Origin of the sequence: Streptomyces sp. R-07, from assembly GCF_049913175.1 — a bacterium.
Lineage (GTDB): Bacteria > Actinomycetota > Actinomycetes > Streptomycetales > Streptomycetaceae > Streptomyces.
Genome location: NZ_CP183978.1, coordinates 801,592 through 826,437 on the forward strand (window position 1 = coordinate 801,592; position 24,846 = coordinate 826,437).

General features: G+C 74.6%; 26 protein-coding genes. 8 read left to right on the plus strand and 18 right to left on the minus strand.

Features of this window, described 5'->3' with window-relative positions:
• Nucleotides 1-60: 60 nt before the first annotated feature.
• Together ACN9M0_RS03720 and ACN9M0_RS03725 are read right to left on the minus strand one after the other, a co-directional pair.
• The gene (locus ACN9M0_RS03720; protein ID WP_426403101.1) at nucleotides 61-372 is read right to left on the minus strand and encodes a phosphoenolpyruvate hydrolase family protein; all 312 of its coding nucleotides are present in this window, start codon (nucleotides 370-372) and stop codon (nucleotides 61-63) included.
• A 69-nt stretch (nucleotides 373-441) separates the two neighbouring features.
• Nucleotides 442-645 (minus strand): hypothetical protein, encoded by a 204-nt coding sequence (locus ACN9M0_RS03725; protein ID WP_426403102.1) that lies wholly within the window; start codon nucleotides 643-645, stop codon nucleotides 442-444.
• A gap of 350 nt (nucleotides 646-995) precedes the next feature.
• Here ACN9M0_RS03725 and ACN9M0_RS03730 point away from each other — a divergent pair, with 350 nt between their 5' ends.
• Nucleotides 996-1,526 carry a carboxymuconolactone decarboxylase family protein gene (locus ACN9M0_RS03730; protein WP_366035430.1) on the plus strand — a complete coding sequence of 177 codons (531 nt, stop codon included), beginning with the start codon at nucleotides 996-998 and terminating at the stop codon, nucleotides 1,524-1,526.
• Between the two features lie 30 nt (nucleotides 1,527-1,556).
• Here the strand turns inward: ACN9M0_RS03730 and ACN9M0_RS03735 are convergent, their stop codons facing one another.
• The 5 genes from ACN9M0_RS03735 to ACN9M0_RS03755 form a co-directional block, all read right to left on the minus strand.
• Entirely contained in the window at nucleotides 1,557-1,916 is a 360-nt protein-coding gene (locus ACN9M0_RS03735) for an ArsR/SmtB family transcription factor (protein WP_366035431.1), read from the minus strand.
• A 197-nt stretch (nucleotides 1,917-2,113) separates the two neighbouring features.
• On the minus strand, nucleotides 2,114-2,500 hold the full coding sequence (locus ACN9M0_RS03740; protein ID WP_366035432.1) for an anti-sigma factor antagonist: 387 nt from the start codon (nucleotides 2,498-2,500) through the stop codon (nucleotides 2,114-2,116).
• Complete coding sequence (locus ACN9M0_RS03745) at nucleotides 2,497-4,158, minus strand: SulP family inorganic anion transporter (RefSeq protein WP_426405278.1); 1,662 nt, start codon at nucleotides 4,156-4,158, stop codon at nucleotides 2,497-2,499. The genes ACN9M0_RS03740 and ACN9M0_RS03745 overlap by 4 nt, the downstream gene beginning before the upstream one ends.
• A gap of 68 nt (nucleotides 4,159-4,226) precedes the next feature.
• A complete protein-coding gene (locus tag ACN9M0_RS03750; RefSeq protein ID WP_366035434.1) occupies nucleotides 4,227-4,586 on the minus strand; it encodes an ArsR/SmtB family transcription factor in 360 nt (119 codons plus the stop codon).
• 520 nt (nucleotides 4,587-5,106) lie between these two features.
• Nucleotides 5,107-5,685, minus strand: coding sequence for an isochorismatase family protein (locus ACN9M0_RS03755; RefSeq protein WP_366035435.1), 579 nt, complete (start codon nucleotides 5,683-5,685; stop codon nucleotides 5,107-5,109).
• A gap of 132 nt (nucleotides 5,686-5,817) precedes the next feature.
• On the opposite strand from ACN9M0_RS03755, the gene ACN9M0_RS03760 reads away from it, so the two are divergent.
• The gene (locus ACN9M0_RS03760; protein ID WP_426403103.1) at nucleotides 5,818-6,369 is read left to right on the plus strand and encodes a hypothetical protein; all 552 of its coding nucleotides are present in this window, start codon (nucleotides 5,818-5,820) and stop codon (nucleotides 6,367-6,369) included.
• 36 nt (nucleotides 6,370-6,405) lie between these two features.
• Here ACN9M0_RS03760 and ACN9M0_RS03765 read toward each other — a convergent pair whose 3' ends face one another.
• The 5 genes from ACN9M0_RS03765 to ACN9M0_RS03785 form a co-directional block, all read right to left on the minus strand.
• A complete protein-coding gene (locus ACN9M0_RS03765) occupies nucleotides 6,406-7,302 on the minus strand; it encodes a hypothetical protein (protein WP_399699687.1) in 897 nt (298 codons plus the stop codon).
• On the minus strand, nucleotides 7,299-8,513 hold the full coding sequence (locus ACN9M0_RS03770; protein ID WP_426403104.1) for a DUF2306 domain-containing protein: 1,215 nt from the start codon (nucleotides 8,511-8,513) through the stop codon (nucleotides 7,299-7,301). Before ACN9M0_RS03770 ends, ACN9M0_RS03765 begins: the two co-directional genes overlap by 4 nt.
• Nucleotides 8,514-8,615: 102 nt before the next feature.
• A complete protein-coding gene (locus tag ACN9M0_RS03775) occupies nucleotides 8,616-9,131 on the minus strand; it encodes a PadR family transcriptional regulator (RefSeq protein ID WP_426403105.1) in 516 nt (171 codons plus the stop codon).
• A gap of 81 nt (nucleotides 9,132-9,212) precedes the next feature.
• Nucleotides 9,213-11,630, minus strand: a complete 2,418-nt coding sequence (locus ACN9M0_RS03780) for an ABC transporter permease (protein WP_426403106.1) — start codon at nucleotides 11,628-11,630, stop codon at nucleotides 9,213-9,215.
• Nucleotides 11,627-12,328, minus strand: coding sequence for an ABC transporter ATP-binding protein (locus ACN9M0_RS03785; RefSeq protein ID WP_366035441.1), 702 nt, complete (start codon nucleotides 12,326-12,328; stop codon nucleotides 11,627-11,629). Before ACN9M0_RS03785 ends, ACN9M0_RS03780 begins: the two co-directional genes overlap by 4 nt.
• A 222-nt stretch (nucleotides 12,329-12,550) precedes the next feature.
• On the opposite strand from ACN9M0_RS03785, the gene ACN9M0_RS03790 reads away from it, so the two are divergent.
• Together ACN9M0_RS03790 and ACN9M0_RS03795 are read left to right on the plus strand one after the other, a co-directional pair.
• Nucleotides 12,551-13,864, plus strand: coding sequence for a sensor histidine kinase (locus ACN9M0_RS03790; RefSeq protein ID WP_426403107.1), 1,314 nt, complete (start codon nucleotides 12,551-12,553; stop codon nucleotides 13,862-13,864).
• A 2-nt stretch (nucleotides 13,865-13,866) separates the two neighbouring features.
• Nucleotides 13,867-14,580 carry a response regulator transcription factor gene (locus ACN9M0_RS03795; RefSeq protein WP_366035653.1) on the plus strand — a complete coding sequence of 238 codons (714 nt, stop codon included), beginning with the start codon at nucleotides 13,867-13,869 and terminating at the stop codon, nucleotides 14,578-14,580.
• On the opposite strand, the gene ACN9M0_RS03800 is transcribed toward ACN9M0_RS03795, so the two are convergent.
• The 3 genes from ACN9M0_RS03800 to ACN9M0_RS03810 all read right to left on the minus strand — a co-directional run bounded on the left by ACN9M0_RS03800 (nucleotide 14,511) and on the right by ACN9M0_RS03810 (nucleotide 17,953).
• On the minus strand, nucleotides 14,511-14,960 hold the full coding sequence (locus tag ACN9M0_RS03800; RefSeq protein WP_426403108.1) for an STAS domain-containing protein: 450 nt from the start codon (nucleotides 14,958-14,960) through the stop codon (nucleotides 14,511-14,513). The two genes, ACN9M0_RS03795 and ACN9M0_RS03800, sit on opposite strands and share 70 nt — an antisense overlap.
• A 28-nt stretch (nucleotides 14,961-14,988) precedes the next feature.
• Entirely contained in the window at nucleotides 14,989-16,392 is a 1,404-nt protein-coding gene (locus tag ACN9M0_RS03805; RefSeq protein WP_426403109.1) for a sialidase family protein, read from the minus strand.
• 148 nt (nucleotides 16,393-16,540) lie between these two features.
• Nucleotides 16,541-17,953, minus strand: coding sequence for an aminopeptidase P family protein (locus ACN9M0_RS03810; RefSeq protein WP_426403110.1), 1,413 nt, complete (start codon nucleotides 17,951-17,953; stop codon nucleotides 16,541-16,543).
• A 160-nt stretch (nucleotides 17,954-18,113) separates the two neighbouring features.
• Between ACN9M0_RS03810 and ACN9M0_RS03815 the strand changes: the two genes are divergently transcribed.
• Nucleotides 18,114-19,097 (plus strand): LuxR family transcriptional regulator, encoded by a 984-nt coding sequence (locus ACN9M0_RS03815; protein WP_366035446.1) that lies wholly within the window; start codon nucleotides 18,114-18,116, stop codon nucleotides 19,095-19,097.
• A gap of 9 nt (nucleotides 19,098-19,106) precedes the next feature.
• Here ACN9M0_RS03815 and ACN9M0_RS03820 read toward each other — a convergent pair whose 3' ends face one another.
• The 3 genes from ACN9M0_RS03820 to ACN9M0_RS03830 are packed head-to-tail and all read right to left on the minus strand — an operon-like array spanning nucleotide 19,107 to nucleotide 22,882.
• Complete coding sequence (locus ACN9M0_RS03820; RefSeq protein WP_426405279.1) at nucleotides 19,107-21,098, minus strand: prolyl oligopeptidase family serine peptidase; 1,992 nt, start codon at nucleotides 21,096-21,098, stop codon at nucleotides 19,107-19,109.
• Nucleotides 21,099-21,156: 58 nt separating this feature from the next.
• Complete coding sequence (locus ACN9M0_RS03825) at nucleotides 21,157-21,705, minus strand: FABP family protein (RefSeq protein ID WP_399699707.1); 549 nt, start codon at nucleotides 21,703-21,705, stop codon at nucleotides 21,157-21,159.
• Between the two features lie 40 nt (nucleotides 21,706-21,745).
• On the minus strand, nucleotides 21,746-22,882 hold the full coding sequence (locus tag ACN9M0_RS03830; RefSeq protein WP_366035449.1) for a hypothetical protein: 1,137 nt from the start codon (nucleotides 22,880-22,882) through the stop codon (nucleotides 21,746-21,748).
• Nucleotides 22,883-23,062: 180 nt separating this feature from the next.
• Between ACN9M0_RS03830 and ACN9M0_RS03835 the strand changes: the two genes are divergently transcribed.
• The 3 genes from ACN9M0_RS03835 (at nucleotide 23,063) to ACN9M0_RS03845 (ending at nucleotide 24,828) form a co-directional block, all read left to right on the plus strand.
• A complete protein-coding gene (locus ACN9M0_RS03835) occupies nucleotides 23,063-23,146 on the plus strand; it encodes a putative leader peptide (RefSeq protein WP_351816447.1) in 84 nt (27 codons plus the stop codon).
• 114 nt (nucleotides 23,147-23,260) lie between these two features.
• On the plus strand, nucleotides 23,261-24,121 hold the full coding sequence (locus ACN9M0_RS03840) for an ABC transporter permease (RefSeq protein WP_366035450.1): 861 nt from the start codon (nucleotides 23,261-23,263) through the stop codon (nucleotides 24,119-24,121).
• Nucleotides 24,094-24,828 carry an ABC transporter ATP-binding protein gene (locus ACN9M0_RS03845; RefSeq protein WP_366035451.1) on the plus strand — a complete coding sequence of 245 codons (735 nt, stop codon included), beginning with the start codon at nucleotides 24,094-24,096 and terminating at the stop codon, nucleotides 24,826-24,828. The genes ACN9M0_RS03840 and ACN9M0_RS03845 overlap by 28 nt, the downstream gene beginning before the upstream one ends.
• Nucleotides 24,829-24,846 lie beyond the last annotated feature (18 nt).

Consider the following 24,846-nt stretch of genomic DNA (forward strand, 5'->3'; position numbering starts at 1 on the left):
GAAGGCGCGGGTCCGTTCCGTGATGGCGCGCTCCGTGGGCAGGCGTTCGATCGAGGCCGCTCAGAAGAGGCCGACGACGCCGGTGGTGTGCTCCAGGACGTACCGCGCGTCCTCGGGTTCGGCGATGGGCCCGCCGTGGCAGAGGACGAGGACGTCGGGGTTCACCCGCTCGGCGGCGTCGTGCATCTCCTGGACGGCCCCGGTGGACCCTGGCCCGCTCGGTTGTGGACCAGCTCGTCGCCGTCCGCCTGCTCGACCGGCTGCCCGAGGCCCGCGGCAGGCGCAGGGCCGAGCCGCGGGGACAGCGGGACGCGGCCGAGGCCCCGGTGCACCGCGTGCCCGGCCGCGCACCCGCGCGAACAGCACAGTCACCGTCGTCGGCGCGGGGACGGCCGGTCGTGCCCGACGCTGCCTGCTGACACGAGCACCCGCACCCCCGGGTCAGCGCCCTTCGGCGGCCGTCCACGCCGAGAGAGCTGCGGCACCCCGCCGGACAGCTTCTTCCGGGTCGCGGGCGAGCTTCCCGCAGACCGCCGCGACGTCCAGCCGACCGTCCGAGTCCACGAGCGCGTCGTGCACCCCGGTCTGCAGCCAGTCGGCCTGGTTGTCGTCGGCCTCGGCGGCCGCGAGAGCGACGAGCCTCATGGCGGCCACCGTTCCCACCCGCGCCAGGGCCTCTGCCGTCCGGCGGGTCACCGCCGTGTCCTCGGCGTCCAGCAGCAGCCGCAGCAGGGTTTCCGCGGCCTCGGGGACTTCAGCGAAGGAAGCAAGGTCACGCCCGGCACGGGCACGTCGCGTCCACGAAGGAGACGACGCCTCGGCCAAGGCGGCCCCCGACCCACTCGTCGTCTCTGGCACGACCAGACGGTCTCATGCCCCACGAAGAAGATCGAACGCGGGCCGAGGCCGCCCGCACGCGTTCGCCGGGAACCTCTCCCCACCCTCCCGACGTTATACCCCCCACGGGTATACAGGCTATGTAGAGGAGAGGTTCCGTGACCACGAGAAGGCTGACCGCGCTCACCCCCGAGCAGGCACCCGGCCGCGCACGCGAGCTGCTGACCGACATCGTCGGACGGCACGGCTCCGTCGGCGAGATGGTGTCCACGATGGCGCACTCGCCCGCGCTGCTCGACGGCTATCTCAGCCTGTCGCGGGCCATGAAGCGGGTGAAGATCCCCCGCGCCCTGAGCGAGAAGCTCTCGCTCGCCGTGCAGGAGTGGATCGGCTGCGGCACCTGCCGCGAGGCGCACCGCGAGGCCGGCCGCGCGGCGGGTCTGACCGAGACCGACATCGAACTCGCCCGTCAGGGCACGTCGACAGACCCGCGCGAGGCCGCCCTCATCGGCCTCGCGCTGCGGGTCCTCGCGGAGCCCGGTTCCCTCTCCGACGAGGACGTCGCCGAGGTCCGCGCCCACGGCTGGAGCGACCGGGTCGTCGCCGAGGTGGTCGGCGTCGTCACCCTCAACCTCCTGACGGGCGCCTTCAACCTCCTCGCGGGCATCCAGCCGGAGGCCGAGAAGTGATCGGCTGAAGGATCGGAGGAAGAGCGGCGGCTACGGGGCCGTCTCCCCCGGCGTGCGGGCCGGGCCTGCCGCCCGGAGGTCGGCGAGGAGTTCCGCCTGGCCCGCGAGCACGCCGGAGAGGATCGTGCGGGCGACCCGCAGCAGCTCCGCGACCTGTGGGCTCGTCATCGCGTAGTACACGGCCGCGCCCTCGCGCCGGGCGACGACCAGGTTGGCCTTGCGCAGTACGGCCAACTGCTGGGAGAGGTAGGCCGGTTCGACACCCGTGTCGCGCAGCATCTCGGCGACCCCGTGCTCACGCTCACTGAGCAGCTCCAGGACGCGGATGCGGACGGGGTGCCCCAGCGTCTTGAAGAACTCCGCCTTCAGTTGATAGAGGGGCGTACTCATCGCACCCACCCCGCGCCTCGCGTCGACCCAGCACTCTGCACCATGTCCCCATCCTCGCCCCTACGGACAGTCAGGACGTACACGGGGCGGGCCGGAACGGATCCTCTCACCTCACGTCCGCCCCGGTCAGGTCGGGTCAGGTCAGGTCAGCCCCGGGTCGGGTGGGACGAGGCCGGGGTGCGGGGCACGAGGTCACGTCACGCGCTCGGCCAGGCGTCGCTGTGCCAGGCGCGCTGCTCCGCGCCCGCGCCCCGGTGGGCGGCGAGCGCGGCGGCCAGGTCGCGGTGGACCGGGACGGCGGGGACGTCGCTCTCGGGCACGAGGGACCCGTCGGCGGGGATCGCGGCCAGTTCGAGGCTCCGCCCGACGGCCCGCAGCCGTACGGCCGCCTCGGCGACGGCGAGCTGCCCGCCCACCGACCAGCCCCGCAGCCGGGTGAGGTCGAGGACGACCGGCCCCGCGCCACGGGCGACCGCCCATCCCACGGCCCCGGTGAACCGCCCCAGGGCGTCGGCTCCGAGGAAGCCGGCCAGGGACAGCACGCCGAGGTCCTGCTGCACGGTGTAGCGCCATTCGATGGTCATGTGGGTCGTCTTCCCTCTCGTACGGGGGTCATGGCGGAAGCGCGGGCGGGGAGCAGACCGGCGCCGTGGAGATGGGCGCGCGCGCCGGCGACGGCCTCGGGGGTGGTGGCGTACTCGTGTCCCGCCCGGCGCGGGACGTCCAGCGCCCCCACCGAGTCGAGGACCCGCCGCTGGTCGTCCCGTACCCCGGAGGCGAGCACGGCGATGCCCCGGCGTTCGAGCCGCTCCACGGCGTCCTTGAGGACGAGCGCCCCGGTGACGTCCATGGTCGTGACCCGGGACAGGCGCAGGATGACGACCCGGACGTCGGACACCTCCGAGAGCTCCAGGAGGAAGCGGTGGGCCGCCGCGAAGAACAGCGGGCCGTCGATGCGGTACGCGACGATGTGCTCGGCCAGCAGGGTGTGTTCCTCGTCGCCGTGCTCGCCCGGCAGCTCGGACCGCAGGTCCACCCGGTCGAGGCGGACCTGCCGGGCGACGGCGCGCAGCGCGAGGGCGCCCGCGACCACCAGGCCGATGATCACCGCGTACACGAGGTCGAGGGCCAGCGTGGCGACGGCCGTCAGGCCGAGGACGGCGCCGTCGGAGCGGGTGGACCGGGCCATCGCGCGCAGCGAGCCGACCTCGACCATGCGGATCGCGGTGGCGAGCAGGACCCCGGCGAGCGCGGCGAGCGGGATCTCCGAGACGAGCGGCGCGGCCGCCAGGACGACGACCGCGAGGACGGCGGCGTGGGTGAGGGCGGCGAGCCGGGAGGCCGCGCCGGTCCGCACGTTCACCGCCGTACGGGCGATGGCGGCGGTCGCCGGGACGCCGCCGAACAGGGGCGCGGCCAGGTTCGCCAGGCCCTGGCCGAACAGTTCCCGGTCCGGGTCGTGCCGCTGACCCACCGTCATGCCGTCGGCGACCGTGGCGGACAGGAGCGACTCGAGCGCGGCGAGCGCGGCCACCGCGACGGCGGGGGCGAGCAGCGAGGACAGGGCCGAGAGGTCGAGGAAGGCGAGGGAGGGAGCGGGGAGACCGCCGGGGAGGTCCCCGATGGGCGTGGCGTCCCGCAGGTCGAAGAGCCGGGCGGCGACGGTCGCGGCGATCACCGCGACGATGGAGAAGGGCACACCGGGCCGGAGGCGCGCACCGGCCAGCATGACCGCCGCGACCCCGGCGGAGAGGCCGAGCGCGGTCCAGTTCGGCGCGGTGGCGAAGGACGCGGCGGCGCGCCAGGCGACGACGAGGACCCGCTCGCCCTCGGGCGGGGCGACGCCGAGGGCGTTCGGCACCTGCTGGAGGAAGATCACGCAGGCGATGCCCAGGGTGAAGCCTTCCACCACGGGGGCGGGGACGTACCGCATGTAGCGTCCGGCGCGGGCCAGGGCGAGCGCGATGAGGATGAGGCCGGCGAGCAGGCCGACGGTGAGCACGCCGCCGGGGCCGTACCGGGCCACGATGGGGACGAGGACCACCGTCATGGCGCCGGTGGGTCCGGAGACCTGGAGGTTCGATCCGCCGAAGAGCGCGGCGAGCGCCCCGGCGACGACGGCCGTCGCGAGCCCCGCGGCGGCGCCGAGACCCGAGGAGACCCCGAAGCCGAGCGCGAGGGGCAGCGCGACGACGGCGACCGTCAGTCCGGCGACCAGGTCACGTCGCGGGGTGCGGGTCATGGCGACGAGGTCCGCGCGCACGGGCAGCAGGGCGCGGACCCGGCCCCACGCTCTGGCCGCGGCGGCGGTCACCGGGCCGCGACCGTAGGGGTGGTGCCGGGCTCGCTCTCGCGGAGCTCGGCGAGGAGTTGGCCCTGCCCGGCGAGCATCTCGGTGAGGATCCGCCGGGCGGCCTGCATCAGCTGGGCCACGTCGCCGCCCGCGAGCGTGTAGACGACGGTCGAGCCCTCGCGGGTGGACGTCACGATTCCGGAGCGGCGCAGCACGGCGAGCTGCTGGGAGAGGGCCGAGGGCTCGACCTCGATCCGCGCGAGCAGCTCGCGTACGGGCATCGGTCCGTCCTGGAGCAGTTCGAGGACCCGGATGCGGACCGGGTGGCCCAGCATCCGGAAGAACTCGGCCTTGGCCTGGTACAGCGGGACAGGCACGGACTCTCCTCCGAGGGGGTGGGGCGGGGTGCTGCGCCCGCGGCTACCTACGGGCGCAGCCGGACCAGGATGTATCGAATTGCAGAATTATGCAATTCATGGATTCCGCAGTCCTTGGCCGGGCCACGGAGACCGGGCCACGGAGACCGGGCCGTCGGGCGGGCCGAACGGATGGGGTCACGGTCGGCCCGGGACCGGGCCGCGGATCCATTGCCTTCCCCCAGGGCGCGGACGGCCTCCTCGGTGGCGCCGAGGTGGTCGAGGGTGACGCCGGGGCGGCCGTGGCCCTGGCAGCCATGCGCGGGTCACGGCAGTCCGTCAGCATTAGGTGGGCGGCGCGCAGGGTGGTCAGTGCGGTGCTGTGGTCGCCGGCCGCGTCCTGGGCGCAGCCGGGACGCCGACGAGGCGACCCGCCACCACCGCAGAGAGATCGCCAAGCCTTTGAACAGCCCGCTCGCCGTCGTGCCGGGGCGGCGCGTGGCGCGTTCCGTTCGCTCGGAGTGCCGGACCCGACGCGGTCTCAGGGTGCCGTAGGGGCCGTGAAGGTGACGCCCGCGGTGGGGACGGTGGTCTCCGCGTCGCTCCCGAGGGCGTACGCCGCGACGCGGGAGACCGTCGCGGCCGGGACGGCCTCGCCGATGCCCGGAGCCGGCGGGATGTCCTGGGTCGCGTGGGCGTCGTGCGGGACGACGACCCGGTAGCCGAGCGCCAGGGCCGTACGGGCCGTGGCCTGGACGCACATCTCCGACATCACGCCGCACACGGCGACCGCCCGTACCCCCGCGTCGGTGAGCACCGCGCCCAGCGCGGTCTCCGCGAAGCCGTCGTCGTGGGGCTTGCGGATGACCACCTCGGTGGGGCCGGGCTGGACGGGGTGGTGGAGCTCCCAGCCGGGCGTGTGCGGTTCGTCCTCGGCGCCGGGCGGTCCGTCGTTCTGCAGGTGGGCGATGAACGCGCCGTCCCGTCGGGCCCGGGCGATCAGGTCGCTCGTCCGGTCGACGAGCCGGGCGGCGGCGGGCACGGCCCCTTCGCCGGCGACGAAGGCCGACTGCACGTCGACGACGATCAGGGCATCCACGGGCCGCACGCGCTGGGTCATCCGGTCATCATCGCCGCCCGACGGCCCCGTGCGCCACGGGGTTTCGCCCCGCCGGAAGGGGGCGGAAATCCCCGGGCGCACTCCCCGGACCTGCGGGTATCCTCTCGGGCCAGGGACAAGGGGAGGATCCGCGTGGCCGAGTCGACGACGTCCGAGTGTTGGGAGCTTCTGCCGGACGGCATTCGCGGTGAGGTCGACGGGTACGTCCTCCAGGACCGCCGTCTCCAGGCGGCGCGGGTCGTCTGGGAGGCCTGCCGGAGCCGTGGCCTCGGCCTCCACGAGGCGGAGAAGGTCGTCCACGACCGGTACCTCCACCACGGCGACCGGGTCGCGCGCACCCCTCTCAGCCCGCTCGACCTGGAATCGCTGGCCGCGCGGGCCTCCGGCTGCCGGGGGCCGGTGGCCGCGATCGAGGCGATCTGGGACGGCGACACCGTCCACGACTGGTTCGTGATCCTTCTGGCCGTCACCACCGAGCCCGCGGGCGAGCACCACCTCGCCACGATCTACCGGGAGACGGCCGTTCGGCATCTGGGCCGGGACGCGTGGGACGGAGGATCGGCCCGCCCGGAGGCGGTGGCCGCCGACGCGGCCGGCCGGGCCCTGGCCGAACACCTCGCGGTGCCCTTCCACTTCGCGAGCCCGGACGCCCCGGACGACGAGGCGCCGCGCTGGCGGCCCTGAGCCGCGAGCACGCCCACTCCGAATCCGGGACCGGTCCTAGGGCCTCCGCGTTGCCCGTGTGAGCAGCCAGTGACCCGAGGCGCCCGTGACGAGGAGTCCGGCGACGAGGAAGACGAGGGCGGTGCCGGGGCCCGAGGTCCAGTCGACCGTGGAGGCGTGCGCGGCGAGGACCACGGCGAGGGCGAGGGCCACCGCCGGGACGGCCCGGAGGGCGGGGCGGATACGGGCGAGGTCGTCCTCCACCAGGGAGCCGAGGACGCCGACGCCGAGCGCGAGCGCCCACACGCCGAGGCCCTGCGCGTCGGCGCGGTTCACCGTCCACGGCAGCAGGGCGCCCCAGAACGCGGGGAAGAACAGCAGGCCGGCGCCGATGCCGAGCCATGCCGAGCCGAGGACGGCGAGCGGCGGCTTCGACCAGGCGGGCAGCGGAGCGAGCGGACGCGGCCTCTCCGTGCCCCCGCCGGCGGTGCCGGGGCGTCTGCGGTACTGCGCGGCCAGGCAGCCGACCGCGGCGAGGGCGAGGACGCCGAGGGTGGCGACCCAGCCGAGGCTGAACAGGGCGAGGAACAGCGGGCCGCCCCGTACGGCCTGGAGGTTTCCGGCGTTGAGGAGGGTCACCGTGAAGAGGCCGACGAGGACGATCGCGAGCGGCAGCACCAGGGAGCGGACCTCCTCCCAGACGCGGGCCCGGCCGAGGGTGAACAGCGCGGGTGCCACGCCCGCCATCGCTGCCCCGATGAGACCGGGGCTCAGCGCCTCGGGCGACACCCAGGCGCCCGCCGCGTGCCCGGTCAGGCTCGCCACGGCGAGCAGGGTGCCGACGGTGACGCTGATGCCTCCGACGACGCCGCTCAGGACCACGACGGCGGGCGAGAGTTCCCGGCCGTCGGGGGTTCCGGTGGTCGTGGCCGTCTCCTGTGGGGTGGCGCTCATCCCTGGCCTCCTTCCGGTGCGGCGCCCGCCGTCGCCGGGGCCTTCGCCCGGCTCGGCGGCGCTTCGGCGAACTCGCCCTGTCGCTTGAGGAGTTCGCGGGCGTACAGGATCCGCAGGCTCACCACCGTGACGGCGGCGTAGGCGAGCATGCCGCAGCCGATGCCGACGCCCGCGGTGAGGGCCGTGATCCGGTCGAGGCCCAGGGTCCGTTCGAGTACGGGCACGGTCACCGCCGAGAAGGCGGGGGCCAGGCAGAGGGCGGTGAGGTGCAGCGACCACTCCTCGCGCGCCCAGTGGGCGCCCCGGGAGCCGGCGCGGGTCGCCCGCACGGCGATGACGGCGTACGTCACGGCGTACGGGACGAGGTACGCGACCAGCAGGCGCCGCCCGGCGGTTCCCTCGTCGAGGAACGCCACGGTGATCCACACCAGGCCCGCGGCGCCCGCGAGGTGGGCGGCCACCCGCACCGGCAGCGGGCACCAGGTGCCGGTCAGGCCGGGGACGGCGGCCCGCCGGTCGAGGGCGCGGGAGGCGAGGAGCGCACCGAAGGAGACGAGCGCGCCGAGGTGCATGATCGCGACGCGGTTGATGTCCTTCATGTCGAGCCCGGGGTAGAGGGAGGGCAGCAGTCCCCATTCGAGCCGCAGCAGCGGAGCGGTCATCAGGAAGCCGTAGCAGAGCAGCATCCAGCGCTGGTGGAGGTCCGGGAGGCCCCGGAGGGCGGCGAGGACGCCGAAGGTCACGCTGCCGACGGTGCCGACCAGGATCGTGGCGAGGACGATCCAGAACGCGGCCCCGCTGAAGGCCTCGGCCGGTGGGGTGCGCACCAGGTAGAGGGCGGCGCCCGCCATCGACACGTACACCGTGACGGCGAAGACGGTCCCGGCGATCCGGTGCAGCCGGACGCGCCGCCGGACCGCGGAGAGCAGTTGTACGGGGCCGAGGAGCATGAGGAGGCCGCCGAGGACCGAGTGCACGATCAGGGGTGCCAGGCTGCGCTCGTACGGTCCCATCCGGTCGCGCACGGCCTCGGCGACGAACTCCGGGGAGACGGACCGGCCGAGGAGCCACTCGCCGACGGCGGGCGCTCCCGGGGTCGCGTACGGCCAGAGTTCGGTCATGGCGACGGGCGCGTACGCCAGGCAGATCACCGTCACGGCGACGGTGGCCGCCCTCCCCCACCCCCCTCGCGTGCTGGTCGTGCGGCCCATGGCGATTCCCCCTTCACCGATAGTCCTTTCTGGACTATGGAGGAAGGTAGGGCCGGGGGCGACCGGGGTCAACCGGTCGGTAACAAGCAGTCGTCGGCGGGGTCAGGGCTCGCGGCTCTCCACCCACCGCCAGAAATCGACCATCATCCGCTCATACCGGATGCCGAACTCCAGCGCCTCGCGCTGCCCGCGCGTCAGCAACTCGCCGACGTCGTGCGCCAGTCCCTCGTACTCGTCCAGGGTCCTGTTGTGCTCGTCGATCTGGACCGGCGCGTGGACACGCGGGCTGGCGCCGAACCACAGCTTGAGGATGCCCCGTTCGCGGGCCTCGACCGGGACGAAGGAGGGGTCGGCCAGCCAGCCGCGCAGCGCCGCCGCCCCCTCCTCCGTGAGGCTCATCAGACGCCGGTTGCGGCCGCCCGGCTGCCGCACCTCCGAGAGCAGCCCCGCCTCCAGGAGCCGGTCGCACTGCGCGTACACCTGCGCGTGCGGCATGGACCAGAACGGGGCCACCGTCCGGGCGGCCTCCACCTTCACGTCGTACGGACTGGCCTCGCCCAGCTTGTCGATGATGCCGAGCACGAGGAAGGAGGGCGTGGTCAACCGGACTTCAGACATGCGGCGACCGTATCGCGGCGGATCGGCGGGGCGACCTGCGGAAGCCCCCCCGCCCGGCCCTCCTCCGCCGCCCCGCCCGCCCTACTCCGCCCGCAGCGCCCGCGCCGTCGCCGTACGGGCCGCCCAGCCCGCCGGGAGCAGCGCGCCGGCCGTCGCGATCACGACACCGGCCGTCGCGAGGAGCACGAGGAGGGGGGTGCCGTACACGTCGATGTCCGCGGGCGGGATGGTGGTGCCGACCGCGCGGCCCATCGCCGGCATCACCCAGCCGTGGAGTGCCACGCCCAGCGGCACGCCGACCGCGCCCGCGACGAGCCCGATGGCGCCGACGGAGGTGAGCACCTGGGCGACGGTCTGGCGCGGGGTCATCCCCAGGGCCTTGAAGACGCCCAGATCGCGGACGCGGTCACGGGTGTCGAGGACCACCGTGTTCAGTACGCCGAGGCAGGCGACGACGACCAGCATCAAGGTGAGCATGACGACCAGGGCCTGCATGGCCCGGATGACGCTCGACTTGCCCGCCTCGGTGACGGCGGCCTCGGCCCCGAGCGGGGACACCGCGGCGTCCAGCCGCTCGGCGTACTCCGCCGCGTCCGTGCCGGCGGTGACGGTGACGGCGAAGTCCGACGGCATGGAGCGGGGGTTCAGGGCGGCGACGGACGCGGCCGCGGTCCGTACGGTCATGCCGTCGTCGCCCAGGTCGAAGACCTCGCCGACGATCCGCACCCGAACGGTCCGCCCCTGGTCGGACAGGGCGACCGACTCCCCCACCCGGGTCCCGGTGGTCCTCAGGAACCGCGTCGGGGCCACGGCCTCCCCCGGGGCCGCGAACCAGCGCCCCGAGACCATCGTGCGGGTGCTGTCGGCGGTGTCGCCCTCGTACGCGACGACCGTGGCGCCGCCCTTGAGTCCCGCGACCTCCAGCTGGGTCTCGGCGGTCCGGTACACGGAGGCGGTCCCGGGGAGCCGGGCGATCGCCTCCGCCACGGCGGCCGGGTCGGCCGGCTTCATGGGCATCGGCGCCTCCCCCGGTCCCGCGTCCGGCGCGCCGTGCGGCCGGGCCAGGGTGTGGACGGTGACGTCGCCGCCCCGGTCGGGGTCCCCGTCGGTCCTGACCGCGACCAGGGTGCTGCCGAGACCCACCGCGAAGGTCACCGCGAGCGCCCCGAAGGTCACCGCGGCGGCGGTGCTCGCCGCGCGCGCCGGGCGGGCGAGGGGCGCGGCGAGCCCCAGCGTCACCGGGCGGGGCAGCGGAAGCCGGCCGATGAGGCCGCGGATCCTGAGTCCCCGGCCGCCGCCGGTGGCGGGACCGAGGCGGAGCACCGTCGCGGTCGGCAGCCGGGCGGCGCGCAGCGCGGGCCCGAAGGCGGTGAGGGCGACCAGCGCGAGGGCCCCGGCGGGCACCGCGAGGTCCACCCAGAGGGGGATGAGCGTCTCCGTCGTCCCGTACGTCTCCGCCACCTCCGCCATGAGGGGCACGGCGAGCAGGTTGCCGAGGGCGACACCGAGCACCGCGCCCACGAAGCCCGGGATCAGGGCCTGGGCCACGTACGCCCTGCCGACCTGGTACGGGGTCAGGCCGAGGGACTTGAGGATGCCGATCCGGCGGGTCGCCGCGCTCACTGCGCCGCTCACCACGATGCCGATCACCAGGACCGACATGCCCAGGCCGAGAAGGGCGAAGGCGGTCACGAAGGGCACGAAGGCCGCCGTGTTCTTCTCCGAGGACTCGCGGACGTCGAGGTAGGACCGGCTGCCGACGACCGCACCGGCCGGCACGGCGGCGGTGATCGTCCGGCCGGCCGCCGCGACCTCCGCGCGCGTGCCTGCGGCGGTGAGCCGGTAGAGCATCTGGAAGGCGGGGGGCCGTCCTCCCGTGCGGGCCGTGAGTGCCGTGAGCTGTGCGGGAACGACCCAGGCGTCGGCGCTCTGGCCGGCCGTCCCGGCGATGCCGACCACGGTGAGCGTCACCCCGCCGGTGGTGAGCCGGCTGCCCGTGTCCGCGCCCGGCGGTCGCGATCCCCGCTCCAGGACGATCTCGCCGGGAGCCGTGGCCCAGCGGCCCTCGATGAGGGAGACGGCGTCCACGGGCCCGTCGGCGGAGGCACGGCCGGCCACCGTGAGCGGCGGGGGCTCGAACCCGGGCAGCGCCACTCCGTCCGTACGGAGGCGTACGGAGGCCACGGCGAAGGGCCCGGAGGCGGTGGCCACCCCGCGCGCGTGCGCCGTGGCGGCCAGCTGCTCCGCGGTGACGGCCGCACCGTCGAACCGCACGGTCAGATGGGCGCCGCGCTGCTGGGCGAAGGCCCGGTCGAAGGGGGCGGAGGAGGCGACCAGGAGGCCGACGGCGAGCACGGCGGAGGCGACGGAGAGCAGCGTGGTCAGGACCATCACCGCCGTCTGGGTGCGGCGTCGGCCGACGCCCGCGCGCACGACCCTCCCGAGGGCTCCGCCGCGCGGCACGAACCGCCGGGCGGAGCCGCCCGAGGGCGCGCTCATCGGGCCACCGCCGCGACGTCCCGGGCGATGCGGCCGTCGACGAGTTCGATCGTGCGGGTCGCGCACGCCTCCGCGAGGGCCAGGTCGTGGGTGACGAGCACGAGGGTCTGCCCTTCGGCGTTGAGTTCGCGCAGGAGGTCGCGGACCTCCGCGCCGGAGGCGGTGTCCAGGGCTCCGGTGGGTTCGTCGGCGAGGAGCAGCGGCGGCCGGTTCATCAGGGCCCGTGCGACGGCGACGCGCTGCCGCTCGCCGCCGGAGAGCCGGCCGGGGTGTACGCGCGCGTGCCGGGCGACGCCGAGCCGTTCGAGGAGTTCGGCGGCCCGCGCCGCCGCCCGCGCCCGGGGCATCCCCGCGAGCTGGGCGGGGAGCAGCACGTTGTCGGTGACGGTGAGGTCGTCGAGGAGGTTGAAGAACTGGAAGACCATGCCGATGCGGCTGCGCCGGTAGGTCGCGGAGGCGGACTCGTTCAGTGCGTCGACGCGCACGCCGTCCACGGTCACCCGGCCTGTGCTGGGCCGGTCGAGGCCGGCGAGGAGGTTCAGCAGGGTCGACTTGCCGCTGCCGGAGGGGCCGAGGACGGCGAGCGCCTCTCCGCGTACGACGGTCAGGTCGAGGTCCGAGAGCGCGGCGGGACCGTCGTGATAGGTCCGGCCGACCTCGCGCAGTTCGATCAGGGGCTCCGCTTCGGACGGGGTCATGGGCCCTCCAGGGCTGGGGGTCGGAAGGTGCGGTCGGGGCCGGCCGGGCCAGGACCGACGCTAGGAGCGGTCCGCCCCGGGGCGCGTCGGCCGTGGTGGCGAAGATCCGTACCGTGTGCGGCGGAGGCGCGGGCCCGTCATCCGCGCGATGTACGTCCCGGGGACGGCGCCCTGGTCCCCCGGGCCGATTCGCCGGGCGCGCCCGCTTGGCACACTGCACCGGTGAGCAGGTACGAGGAGTTCATCGGCCGGGTGCGCGGGGCGCGGACCATCGGCGCGCCGCCCCCGCTGTCCCGCTGGGCGTGGGCGGCCGACGGGCTGCTCGCCCTGTCGCTCGCGGTCGCCACGATCGCCGGGAACCTGAACCGCTCGTACGTGGAGCTCCGGCCCGACCTGGCGGGCAGCAAGACGCCGGTGCCGGGGCAGATCCCGTTGCCGCCCGAGGCCCCGTTCCCGGGAGGGCCGCGGCCCGTGCCCGCCGTGGAGCACCTGCTGCCGCCGGTGGAGGCCTGGGAGGTCGGGGCGGCGCTGCTGACCGCGCTGCCACTGCTGCTGCGGCGCCGGTTCCCGCTCGCCGTCTACTGGGTGGTGACGATCGCGGCGGTGGTCCTGCACCTGGGGGACGCCGCCGACGACGCCACGCGGATCACGTTCGCGTCGGGGCTCGTCGCGGCGTACAGCGCGGCCATGTACAGCCCGCACCGGAAGGCCGTGGTGGCCTCGTTCCTGGCCGGCGCGCTGCTGTACGCGGTCTTCCCCCTGGTCCCGGACGTCGACAGCGATCTCGTGCCCGTGCTCGTGCTGCTCCCGATCGCGCTCGCCTCGCACGGCGTCCATCTGTGGCGGGAGCGCGAGCGGGCGCTGCGGGACGCGCAGGAGGCGGCGCTGCGCCGGGCGGTGGAGGCGGAGCGGTCCCGGATCGCCCGGGAGCTGCACGACGTGGTCACCCACAACGTGAGCATGATGACGATCCAGGCCGGTGCGGCGCGCACGGTCCTGGCGACCTCGCCCGAGCTGGCCCGGGAGGCGATGCTGGCGGTGGAGGCGGCGGGGCGGACCGCGATGTCGGAACTGCGGCACGTCATGGGGCTCCTGACGATGGCCGCGGAGGGGCCCGATCCGGCGGCCGACGTGGATCTCGCCCCGCAGCCGGGTCTCGGCCGGCTGACGGAGCTGGCGGACGGGGTGCGCACGTCCGGGACGGCGGTGGAGGTCGAGGTGCGGGGCGAGCCGGCCGCCCTGCCCGCCGGGGTGGACCTCGCCGCGTACCGGGTGGTGCAGGAGGGGCTGACGAACGCGGTGAAGCACGCGGCGGGCGCGCGGGTGTCGGTGACGGTGGAGTACGGGGCGGACCGGGTGCGGGTGGAGGTGTCCGACACGGGCGGGCGCCGGCTGCGGACGGCGGAGCCGGGCGGCGGTCACGGGCTGCTCGGACTGCGGGAACGGCTCGCGGTGTACGGCGGTACGCTCGACGCGGGCAGCCGCCCGCACGGCGGGTACCGGGTCCGTGCGGTGATTCCGTGGGAGGTTCCGTGACCGTGGCCGACGCTCCGCGCGTGGTGATCGTCGACGACCAGGCGCTGGTGCGGACCGGTTTCCGGATGATCCTCGCCGCCGACGGCATCGACGTGGTCGCGGAGGCCGCCGACGGCGACGCGGCGGTGGCGGCGGTCCGCAGGACCCGGCCGGACGTGGTCCTGATGGACATCCGGATGCCGGGCACGGACGGCCTGGAGGCCACGCGCCGCATCCTCGCGGGCGAGGCGGCGCCGCCGAGGATCGTCGTCCTCACCACCTACGACCTCGACCAGTACGTGTACGCGGCGCTCGCGGCGGGTGCCAGCGGCTTCCTGCTCAAGGACGTCACCCCCGAGCACCTGACGGCGGCGGTCCGGCTCGTCCGCTCCGGGGACGCCCTGCTCGCCCCGGCGATCACGCGCCGCCTGGTGGAGCGCTTCGCCGCGTCCGGTGCGGGGCCGGGGACGCGGCCTGCGGCGCCGCACCGCGAACTGGCCACGCTCACCCCGCGCGAGCTGGAGGTCCTCGAAGCTCTGGCGCGCGGCCACACCAACGCCGAACTGGCCGTGCGGTTCCGGCTGAGCGAGGCGACGGTGAAGACACACGTCGCCCGCATCCTGTCGAAGCTCCGGCTGCGCGACCGGGCCCAGGCGGTGATCGCCGCCTACGAGACGGGTCTCGTCACTCCGGGCTCGGACGGCAGCGGAACCACCGGGCCGGGCGGAGCCGCCTGACCGCCGTACGGCGGCCGGTCGACGGAACCCAGTGCCTCCGACTGGTCCGGCGGTCCGGCCTCGGGGCGGAGGAGGTCGCTCAGCGCGGTCAGACGGATGAGCCGCAGGATCCACGGCTGGTCGCAGACGAGCCGCCAGCGCGCACCGCGCCGGCTCACGCGCCCGGCGCAGTGGGCCAGGAGTCCGAGCCCGGTGGCGTCGCAGAAGGTGAGGCGCCGGATGTCGACGGTCAGGGCGTCGGACTCCCGGACGAGGGCGTCGAGCTCGGGCCGCAGGTGCCGCACCAGGACGAGGTCGAGCTCGCCCCGGAGGGCCGCGACGGTGACACCGCCGGTCGAGCGGACGACGAGGTACGGGTCATGACGGGGAATCAACTGCATCGGACGCTCCACAGGGTGGCTCCATGTGTCACGTCGAGCGTGGCCGCCCCGCTGCGGGGAGGGACGTTTCGCCTCGGCCGCTGTCACCTGAATCGGTGAACATCCGGCCCTTCTTCTCTCGTTCGGACGCACGGGAATCGCCTCTGTGTACGGAGTGACGGCCCTTCGGAAGGGGCTGGCGTGCGGCGCCGGTGAGCGACGCCAGCGGGATGCGGCGGAACTCCACGGTCTCGTACGGACTCCTCGTCCCGGTCTCGTGGAGGAGGCCGACCGTCGCCGCGTCCAGCGGCACCAGGTCCGAGTAGGCGGCCTTCCGCCGGTCCACCGTGAGCGCCTTCGTGAAGGTCCGTCCGCCGTCCGCGCTGGTCCAGACGGCCGGCTCCGCGCGGGCGTCCGGCACCGAGGGGGCCGAGAACAGCAGGATCCCGTCACGGCCGCCCACGTGGAGCAGGCTGCCCTGCACCACGGGCACGCGGTCCAGGGCGTGCTGGGGCGCGAAGGGACGGCCGAGGCTCGCGCCGCCGTCGTACGACAAGGCGTCCGCGCGGTTGCCCGGGCTGCTCCCCAGCTGGTCCCTGGAGCTGAAGTACAGGCTCCCGTCGGGGAGTTGGGCAACGGTCGACTCGTTGGCGTTGACGAGCCCGTCGTAGCTGTCGTCGACGAGGCCGAGACGCCAGGACCGGCCGCCGTCGTCGCTGTAGAGCGCGTGCGCCCCGTAGTAGCGGGGCTCCTCACCGGTGTCCCCCGACCCCTCGGGCGGCGCCGCCGAGTGGTTGGCGGGCACGACGAGCCGTCCGGCGTGCGGGCCGTGTGTCAGGGCGAGGGCGTGGCCCGGCCCGGTGGCGTACCAGCGCCAGCCGGGCTCCTTCACGCGCGCGGTGATCTCGCGCGGCGCGGAGAACGTCCGACCGTCGTCGGAGCTGCGCTGGACGAAGACCCGGCGGCCGCGGGCCGCGGGGACCTCACCGCGCAGGATCCGCCGTTCCGTCGCCTCCGCGCCGTTGTACGAGCTGAGCAGCACCACGTCGCCCGAGCGCGGATCGACGACCGGTGCCGGGTTCCCGCGCGTGTCCCCGCGCCCGTCGGCGACGACCAGCAACGGCCCCCAGGTGCAGCCGCCGTCCTCCGACCGGCGCACGACGACGTCGATGTCGCCGCTGTCCCCGGCCCCTCCCGTACGGCCCTCGGCGAAGGCGAGCACCGTCCCGGCGCCGGTCCGCACGGCCGCGGGGATGCGGTAGCTCGCGTAGCCGCCGGCCCCGGCGGTGTACGGGACCGACACCTCGCACACGTACCGCGGCCCCGGCCGCCCGGCCGGTGGGTCCGGGCGCTCCCCGAGGGCGCCCGGACCGACGAGGGCCAGACCCGCGAGGGCGAGCCCCACGAGCGGCAGGACGACCTTCCCCGAGGTCCCCACGGTCACGCGCCTCACGGGTCCCCCTGCCGCCACGCACACCTCTTGCCCCAAGGGTCTCCGGCCGGGAAGGCGCCGCGCCCAACTCCGGGACGCCTCCGGCCGAACGCCGGGACAACACGAGGGGCCGTCCGCGCGGACGGCCCCTCGTGGACGACGGCGGGTGTCAGCCCGCGAACCGGGCCATCCAGGCCTCGACCTCGGCCGAGGAGCGCGGCAGACCGTCCGACAGGTTCTCGTGGCCCTCCTCGGTGACGACCAGGTCGTCCTCGATCCGGACGCCGATGCCGCGCCACTCCTCGGGCACGGTCAGGTCGTCCGGCTGGAAGTACAGGCCGGGCTCGACCGTGAGCACCATGCCCGGTTCGAGGACGCCGTCGACGTACTCCTCCGTGCGGGCCTGCGCGCAGTCGTGGACGTCCAGGCCGAGCATGTGGCCGGTGCCGGCCATGGTGAAGCGGCGCTGGAGGCCGAGGGCGTACGCGCGGTCGACGGGACCCTCGATGAAGCCCCACTCGACGAGACGGGCCGTCAGGTGGCGCTGGGACGCCTCGTGGAAGTCGCGGTACGGCGCGCCCGGCTTCACCGCGGCCATGCCCGCCTCCTGGGCCTCGTACACGGCGTCGTACACCTGGCGCTGGACCGGGGTGAAGGTGCCGCTGATCGGGAGGGTGCGGGTGACGTCGGCGGTGTAGAGGGAGTGCGTCTCCACGCCGGCGTCGAGGAGGAGCAGCTCGCCGGGGCGCACCGGGCCGTCGTTGTCCGTCCAGTGCATGATCGTGGCGTGGTCGCCGGCGGCGCAGATCGAGCCGTAGCCGACGTGGTTGCCCTCCAGGCGGGCGCGGCGGAAGAAGGTGCCCTCGATCCACCGCTCGGACGAGGCGATCGCCCGGGAGAGCTCGGCGACGCAGTCGGTGAAGCCGCGCACGGTGGAGTCCACCGCCTTGCGCATCTCGCCGAGCTCCCACGCGTCCTTGACGAGGCGGAGGTCGCTGAGCGCGCCCTCCAGCTCGATGTCGCGCTCCTCGTCGGTGGTGACGGCGGCTTCGAGGGCCGGGTCGATGCCACGGACGATCCGGGTCGGCACGCCGGAGCCGGCGGTCAGGTCCTCGGTGATGGTGCGGACGTCCCGGCAGGGCAGGCCGAGGACGGTCGCGGACTCGGCGAGGGAGCGGCGGCGGCCCATCCACAGCTCGGCGGTGTAGCCGATCCAGAACTCGTCGTTGTCGCGGCTGTCGCGGGGCAGCTGGTAGCAGTAGGCGTCGTGGCCGCCGTCGGCGCGGGGTTCGAGGACGAGCGCGCCGTCGCGGGTCTGGTCGCCGGTCATGTGCACGTAGCCGGAGTACGGGCGGAACGGGTAGTTGTCGTCGTTGGAGCGGTACTTGAGCTTGCCCGAGGGGACGACCAGGCGCTCGCCGGGGAAGAGGGCGGAGAGCGCGGCGCGGCGGGCGGCCGCGTACGGGGCCTGCTCGGCCGGTTCGAGGTCGTGCCGCTCGGTGTCCGCCCAGCCGGTCCTCATCAGAGCGGAAAGCTCCTCGGAGACGCCGTTGTAGAGGCCGTTCTTACGGCTCTTCGCCACGTCCTGCACCTTCTTCCGGGTACGTTCTCGGCCGCCGCTCGTCGACGGCACCCGGACGGTACTGCGGCGCGCGCCCGCCGGGTGCCGGGATCGGCCAGTGGCACGGATCGGCCACACCCCGGGCGGCGGGGGCGGCCTGGGCGGGTCGATAATGCGGTCCATGGCGAACGCGAAGCTCAGTGAGGCGCTCCGGCTTCTGGGGATCGGCGACGAGGCCCGGCGGGTCTACCTCCGGCTCCTGGACCTCGGTCCCGCGCCGCTGAGCGCCATCGGTTCCGCGGCCGGTCTCGACGGTGCGGCGCTGTCCGCGGCGTACGGCGAACTGGTCGACGCCGGGCTCGCGAGTCCGGCGGCGCAGGGCCCGGACCTGGTGGCCCCGGTTCCTCCCGCCGCGGGTCTGGAGATCCTGGGTCGGCACCGGGCGGCCGAGCTCGACGAGTCGCGGATCACCGTCGGGGGCGCCTTCGAGTCGTTCCGGCGGCAGCGGCTGGCCGCGTACCACGACGATCTCGTGGAGGTGGTGACGGGGGACGCGGTCGGTCCCCGTATGCGGCACGCCTGGGCCAGCGCGCGCGAGGAGATCCGGCAGCTGGACTCTCCCCCGTACTTCCCGCTGCCGAGCGCCACCGACGACGCGCTGGCGACGCTGGCGCGCGGGGTGACCCAGCGGGTCGTCTACTCGCAGGCGTCGCTCGAGTACCCGGGGCAGCTGGAGGGGTCGATCGAGCCGTGCGTGGAGGCGGGTGAGCAGGCGCGGGTGCTGCCGTCGGTTCCGGTGAAGCTGGTGATCATCGACGAGTCGTACGCCATGGTCTCGCTCTCCATCAAGGAGGCCGACGTGCACAACAGCATGCTCGTGGTGCAGCCGTGCGGCCTGCTGTCGGCGCTCGTGGCGCTGTTCGAGCAGGCCTGGCAGAGCGCGCTGCCACTGCACGGCCGTTCCGTCCGGCCGGCCGGACTGCTGCCGGCCGACCGCCGGCTGCTGCGGCTGCTCGCCGGCGGCGCGGGCGACGACGTCATCGCCCGGGAGATCGGGGTCAGCCGCCGTACGCTCTTCCGCCGGATCCAGGTCCTCATGGCGCGTCTCGGTGCCACGAGCCGTTTCCAGATGGCGCTGCAGGCGCAGCGCGCCGGATGGCTCTGACACCCGGGGTCAGGTCAGGTGCCTCCGGAGGAAGGTGTGCACGAGGGCGCTGTTGTGGGAGGCCTGTTCGTTGTCCCCGGCGCCCGCGTGGCCGCCGCCGGTGTTCTCGTGGAACAGGACGGGGTGACCGAGTTCCCGCAGCCGGGCGGCCGTCTTCCGCGCGTGTCCGGGGTGGACGCGGTCGTCGCGGGTGGAGGTCATCAGGAGCACCGGCGGGTAGCTCCGGTCGGCCGTGAGGCGGTGGTACGGGGAGAGTTCGCGCAGGTGGGCGAGGTCGGTCTCGTCGTCCGGGTCGCCGTACTCGGCGATCCAGGACGCGCCCGCGAGGAGCTTGTGGAAGCGGGTCATGTCGAGCAGCGGGACCTGCGCGACGATCGCGCCGAACAGCTCGGGGTAGCGGGTGAGCATCGCGCCCATGAGGAGGCCGCCGTTGCTGCCGCCCGACGCGCCGAGCCGGTCGGGGGTGGTGATGCCCCGGGCGACGAGGTCCTCGGCGACGGCCGCGAAGTCCTCGAAGGCCCGCGGCCGGTCCGCACGTAGCGCGGCCTGGTGCCAGTCCGGTCCGTACTCGCCGCCGCCCCGGATGTTCGCGATGACGTAGGTCCCGCCGCCCTCCAGCCATGCCCGGCCGGTGACGGCGCCGTAGTAGGGGGTGAGGGAGACCTCGAAGCCGCCGTAGCCGTAGAGCAGGGTGGGCCCGGGGCCGGTGGCGGTGTGGTCGGGGCCGATGACGAAGTACGGCACGCGGGTGCCGTCGGGGGAGGTCGCGAAGTACTGCTCCACGGTGAGGCCGGCGGTGTCGAAGCGGTCCGGGGCCTGCTTGAGGACCTCCGTGTCGGCGCCGATGTGCCCGCGGTGGAGGCTGGAGGGCTGGAGGAAGCCCGACACGTCGAGGAAGTACTCGTCGGAGACGTCCGGGTCCGTGCCCACGACGCTCGCGGCGGACAGCGCCGGGACGCCGACGAGCGGGGTACGCGTCCAGCCGGCGCCGTCGCGGCCCGGGGTGAGGACCTCGATGTGGGTGCTGACGTCCCGCATCGTCTCCAGGATCAGGTGGCGGCGGGTCCAGGCGTGCCCGGCGAGGGCCGTCCGCTCGTCCGGGGTGAACAGCACCTCGGGGGTGCGGTCGCCCGCGAGGAAGGCGTCGAAGCCGAACGCGAGGAGGGAGCCGGTCGGCTGCCCGAGCCAGTCGGACTTCAGGGTGACGAGCAGGTGCCGGCGGTGGACGTCGACGACGGCGTCGTCGGGGACGTCGATGCGTACGGGCGTGCCGCCGGGCTCCAGGAGGTACGTCTCGCTGCGGAAGAAGTCGAGCGAGCGGCCGACGAAGTCCCGCTCGAAGCCGGGCGTGCTGTCGCGGTACCCCCAGGCCGACACGTCCGTGTCCTCGGCCTCGTAGACGAGCTCGGACTCCTCGACCGGCGTGCCGCGGCGCCATCTGCGGACGGTGCGCGGGTAGCCGGAGTCGGTCAGCGAGCCCGGTCCGGTGTCGGTGCCGAGGAAGACGGTGTCGGCGTCGATCCAGCCGATCCGTGTCTTCGCCTCCGGCACCTCGAAGCCGTCCGCGACGAACTCCCGCGCGACGAGGTCGAATTCGCGGACCACGACGGCGTCCCCGCCGTCCCGGGAGAGCCGGATCAGGGCCCGGTCGTACGCGGGACGCCGCACCCGCGCGCCGTCCCACACCCACTTCTCGCCCTCGGCGGCGGCCAGGGCGTCGACGTCGAGGAGCACCTCCCACTCGGGCGCGTCCTTGCGGTACTGCTCCAGGGTCGTGCGCCGCCACACCCCGCGCACGTGCTCGGCGTCGCGCCAGAAGTTGTAGAGGAAGGCGCCGCGCCGCACGGTGTACGGGATGCGGTCCGAGGCGTCGAGCACCTCCCGCACGCGCTCCTTCAGCGGGGCGAACCCGGCGTCGGCGGCCAGCACGTCCGCCGTCTCGGCGTTCCGCTCGGCCACCCACGCGAGGGCGTCCTCGCCGGAGATGTCTTCCAGCCACATGTACGGGTCGTCATCGCTCACCCCCGTATTGTGCAGGCCCGGCCGCCGGGACCCCGCGTCAGCGCCGCTTCTCCCGGTGGAGCCGTACCGCGAGGTGGTGCTGGAGCGGCCGGCCGACCGCGGCGAGGTCGTGGACGAAGTCGAGGGTGTCCTCGTCGGCGAGGGTGTAGCGGCGGCGGGTGGCGTCGACCTGCTTGGCGGTGGGCGCGAGGGCGACCTCGTGGGTGGTGAGGTCGACGGTGGCGCCGTCCGCGCTGCCGACGGCGATCTCCGCGATGCCGGTGGGCTGGGTGATCAGCGCCTCCACCCGGCCCTCGGGCTGCAGCCGCCACCAGCCGCTCTCCCGGGCCGAAGGCCGCAGCGGGGTGCCGTCCTCGTCGATCAGCCAGGCCCGCGCCTCGTAGTGCAGGAAGGGCCGGCCGTCGTGGCTGAAGGTGACCTCCTGCTCGTACGCGAACTCCTCGGCGAGCGTCGGATAGCCGCCCCGCCCCCGCCCGGTCCAGGTCCCGAGCAGCGCGGCCACCGGCGCGAGCAGCGCGTGCGGCGCGGGCGCCTCGTCCGCCCGGAACGCGTCGGGGTACGGGTGCTGCCGGTCTCGGTCGTTCATGAGGTGCGCTCCTGGGTCGGGACCTGTGCCGTACGGCAGCTTAGGGCGCGGGGTCCGGCGCGCCCCGCAGGGAGGCTCGGAGCACCGCGGTGGCGAGGACGCCGGCGGCCAGGCCGCAGGTCAGGGCGGCCGGGATGCCGTTGCCGAGGCCGGCGGAGGAGTACAGGAGGCCTGCTTGGGGGCCCGTCTGGACGACCACGATCCGCAGGAGCTGGCTCGCGAGGAGACCGAGGACGGTGGCGCAGACCGCGCCGGCCGCCATGGCCGGGAGCGTGGCCCGGGTGAGGAGTCCGGGGAGGCGGCGCAGGGCCCACCAGACGACGGCGAGGAGGAGGACGTCGGAGGCGCGGTAGAGGAGCCAGTCGCCGATCGGGCCGCCCGCCGGGCCGGCCCAGGCTCCGAGCAGCAGCCACTGGCGCAGCAGGTCGCCGGGTTCGGCGAGGAATCCGCCGTCCGGGGAGTAGGTCTGGAGGGCCGCGGCGACCGACTGGTACGAGAGGACCACCACGGACAGCGCGATCACGGCGGTCCCCGCGGTGGCGGCCAGGCGCGCGGCGCGGGCCGGGACGTCCGTGCGGGGCAGCGGCCCCGCGCCTTCGCCGGTGATCCGCGCGACGAGGACGGTCGCTCCGGCCGCGACGAGTCCGACGGCGACGGGGAGCTGCCGTCCTCCGGCGATCACGTTGGCCAGCTGGGGAAGGAAGCGGTAACTGCCGTGCCCCGTCGAGGCGATGAGCCAGGGCGCGGAGAGGGTGACCGCCAGGGTCCCGGCCACCGCTCCCCAGGCCCACAGGGCGAGGAACGCGGCGGTGGTGCGTCCGCGTACCGGCGGCAGCCTGCGGAGCAGGAGCAGTGCCCCGAGCACGAAGATGACGAGGACGGCGCCGTACCGGATCTGGAGCGCGGTCGTGTAGAGGCCGCCGTAGTGGTCGCGGTTGTCGCCGCCCGTGGTGTCGCCGACGTAGCCGGACACCTGCGCACCGGAGTCGAGGAAGGCCGGGGGGTCGTACGACCAGGGGGTCAGCCAGCGCTGGAGTTCGGCGACCGCCTCGGGGCCGAGGGTCCCTCCGCTGCCGGGCAGGTGCAGCGCCTCGGCGCTCGCCCCCGCCCACCACAGGAGTGCGGCGAGCAGCAGCCCGCCGATGAGTGCGGGTATCACCGCGCGCCGGTATGTCATGCCCTGTCCCCCGTCGTGAAGGTGCTGTCCGAACAGCCCTGGTCAGCTGGAGACTAGGGGGTGGTCATCACGTGTGGGGCACGGTCGTACGTCGGTTCAGCAGGCGAGGGCCGTGCGGATCGCGCGTCCAGGGGCCGAGACACCGTTGACCCGCCGCGCGACGACCGCTACGTTCGCGCCATGTTGCGTACAGCCCTGCTCACCACGCGCGGTCACATCGACCTGCTGCGGGTGGCCTCCGCCGCGTGTCGCCGCGGTTGCTGACGCCCTCTCACCTTCACCACACCTCCTGACGCCCTGATCGCCGTGCGCGCGTGTCCGTTCCGCGCCCACGGGCGCTGAGGCGTACCCACATCTCCCTCTCCCCCGGAGTCCGTCATGACGGTCGACCATGCCCCGCCCCGATCTCTGCCCGACATATCGCCTTTGCCGGATGTCGAGGCCCTGACCCCCGCCCGGCGCCCGGGACGAGGCCCGTCCGTTCCGCGCTGGCTGCGCCGGACCGTGGGCCCGGTGCTGCTGCTCCTCCTCTGGCAGGCGTGCAGTGCGACGGGGGTGCTGCCGGCGGACGTGCTGGCCTCGCCGGGGACCGTCGCCCGGGCCGCCGGTGAGCTGGCCGGGGACGGGACGCTGCCGACCGCGATGGGGGTCTCGCTGCGGCGGGTCGCCGTGGGTCTGCTGCTCGGCGGGGTGGCCGGGATCGCGCTGGCCCTGGTGTCCGGGCTCTCGCGGCTCGGGGAGGATCTCGTCGACGCGCCCGTGCAGATGCTGCGGACGGTGCCGTGGGTCGGGCTCATCCCGCTGTTCATCATCTGGCTGGGGATCGGGGAGGCGCCCAAGGTGGCGCTGATCGCCCTCGGTGTCGCCTTCCACCTCTATCTGAACGTGTACGCCGGGATCCGGGCCGTCGATGCCCAACTGGTGGAAGCGGGCGAGTCCCTGGGGCTCGGCCGGTGGGGTCTGGTCCGGCACGTCGTCCTGCCGGGCGCGCTGCCCGGGGCGATGACCGGCCTTCGCTACTCCCTGGCCACGGCCTGGCTCGCGCTGGTCTTCGGCGAGTCGATCAACGCCGACGCCGGGATCGGCTTCCTCATGAACCAGGCGCGGGAGTTCTTCCGCACGGACGTGATCGTCGTCTGCCTGGTCGTCTACGCCTTCCTCGGCCTGCTCGCCGACGCCCTCGTCCGTACTCTCGAAAGGCTGCTGCTGCAATGGCGACCGACCTTCACGGGGCAGTGACCGTCCAGGGTCTCACCCGCTCCTTCGACGGGCGTCCCGTCGTCGACGGGCTCGATCTGACCCTGCGCGCCGGGCAGTTCACCGCGCTGCTCGGGCACAGCGGCTGCGGCAAGTCGACGCTGCTGCGGATCCTCGCGGGGCTCGACCGGGAGATCTCCGGCACGGTCCTCGTGCCGCGCCGCCGCGCGGTCGCCTTCCAGGCGCCGCGGCTCATGCCCTGGAAGAAGGTCTGGCGGAACGTGCTGCTCGGACTGCCGGGGAAGCCGGGCCGGGCGGTGGCGGAGCAGGCGCTCGCGGAGGTGGGGCTCGGCCACCGTTCGGCGGCGTGGCCCAAGACCCTGTCGGGCGGCGAGGCCCAACGCGCCTCCCTCGCCCGGGCGTTGGTACGGGACCCGGACCTGCTCCTGCTCGACGAGCCGTTCGGCGCGCTCGACGCGCTGACCCGGATCAAGGCCCAGCGGCTCGTGGCCGAGCTGTGGCAGCGGCGCGGCTGCACGGTCCTGCTCGTCACGCACGACGTCGACGAGGCACTGCTGCTCGCGGACCGCGCGCTGGTGATGCGGGACGGCGTGATCGCGTACGACACCGCCGTCGACCTGGACCGGCCCCGCTCCCCCGGCGATCCCGCGCTCGTCGCGCTCCGCACCCGCCTGCTCGCCGAACTCGGCGTGAACGAGGGCGAGTTCGCCGGAAGCGCGAGGGCCTGACCGATGTATCCCCACCGT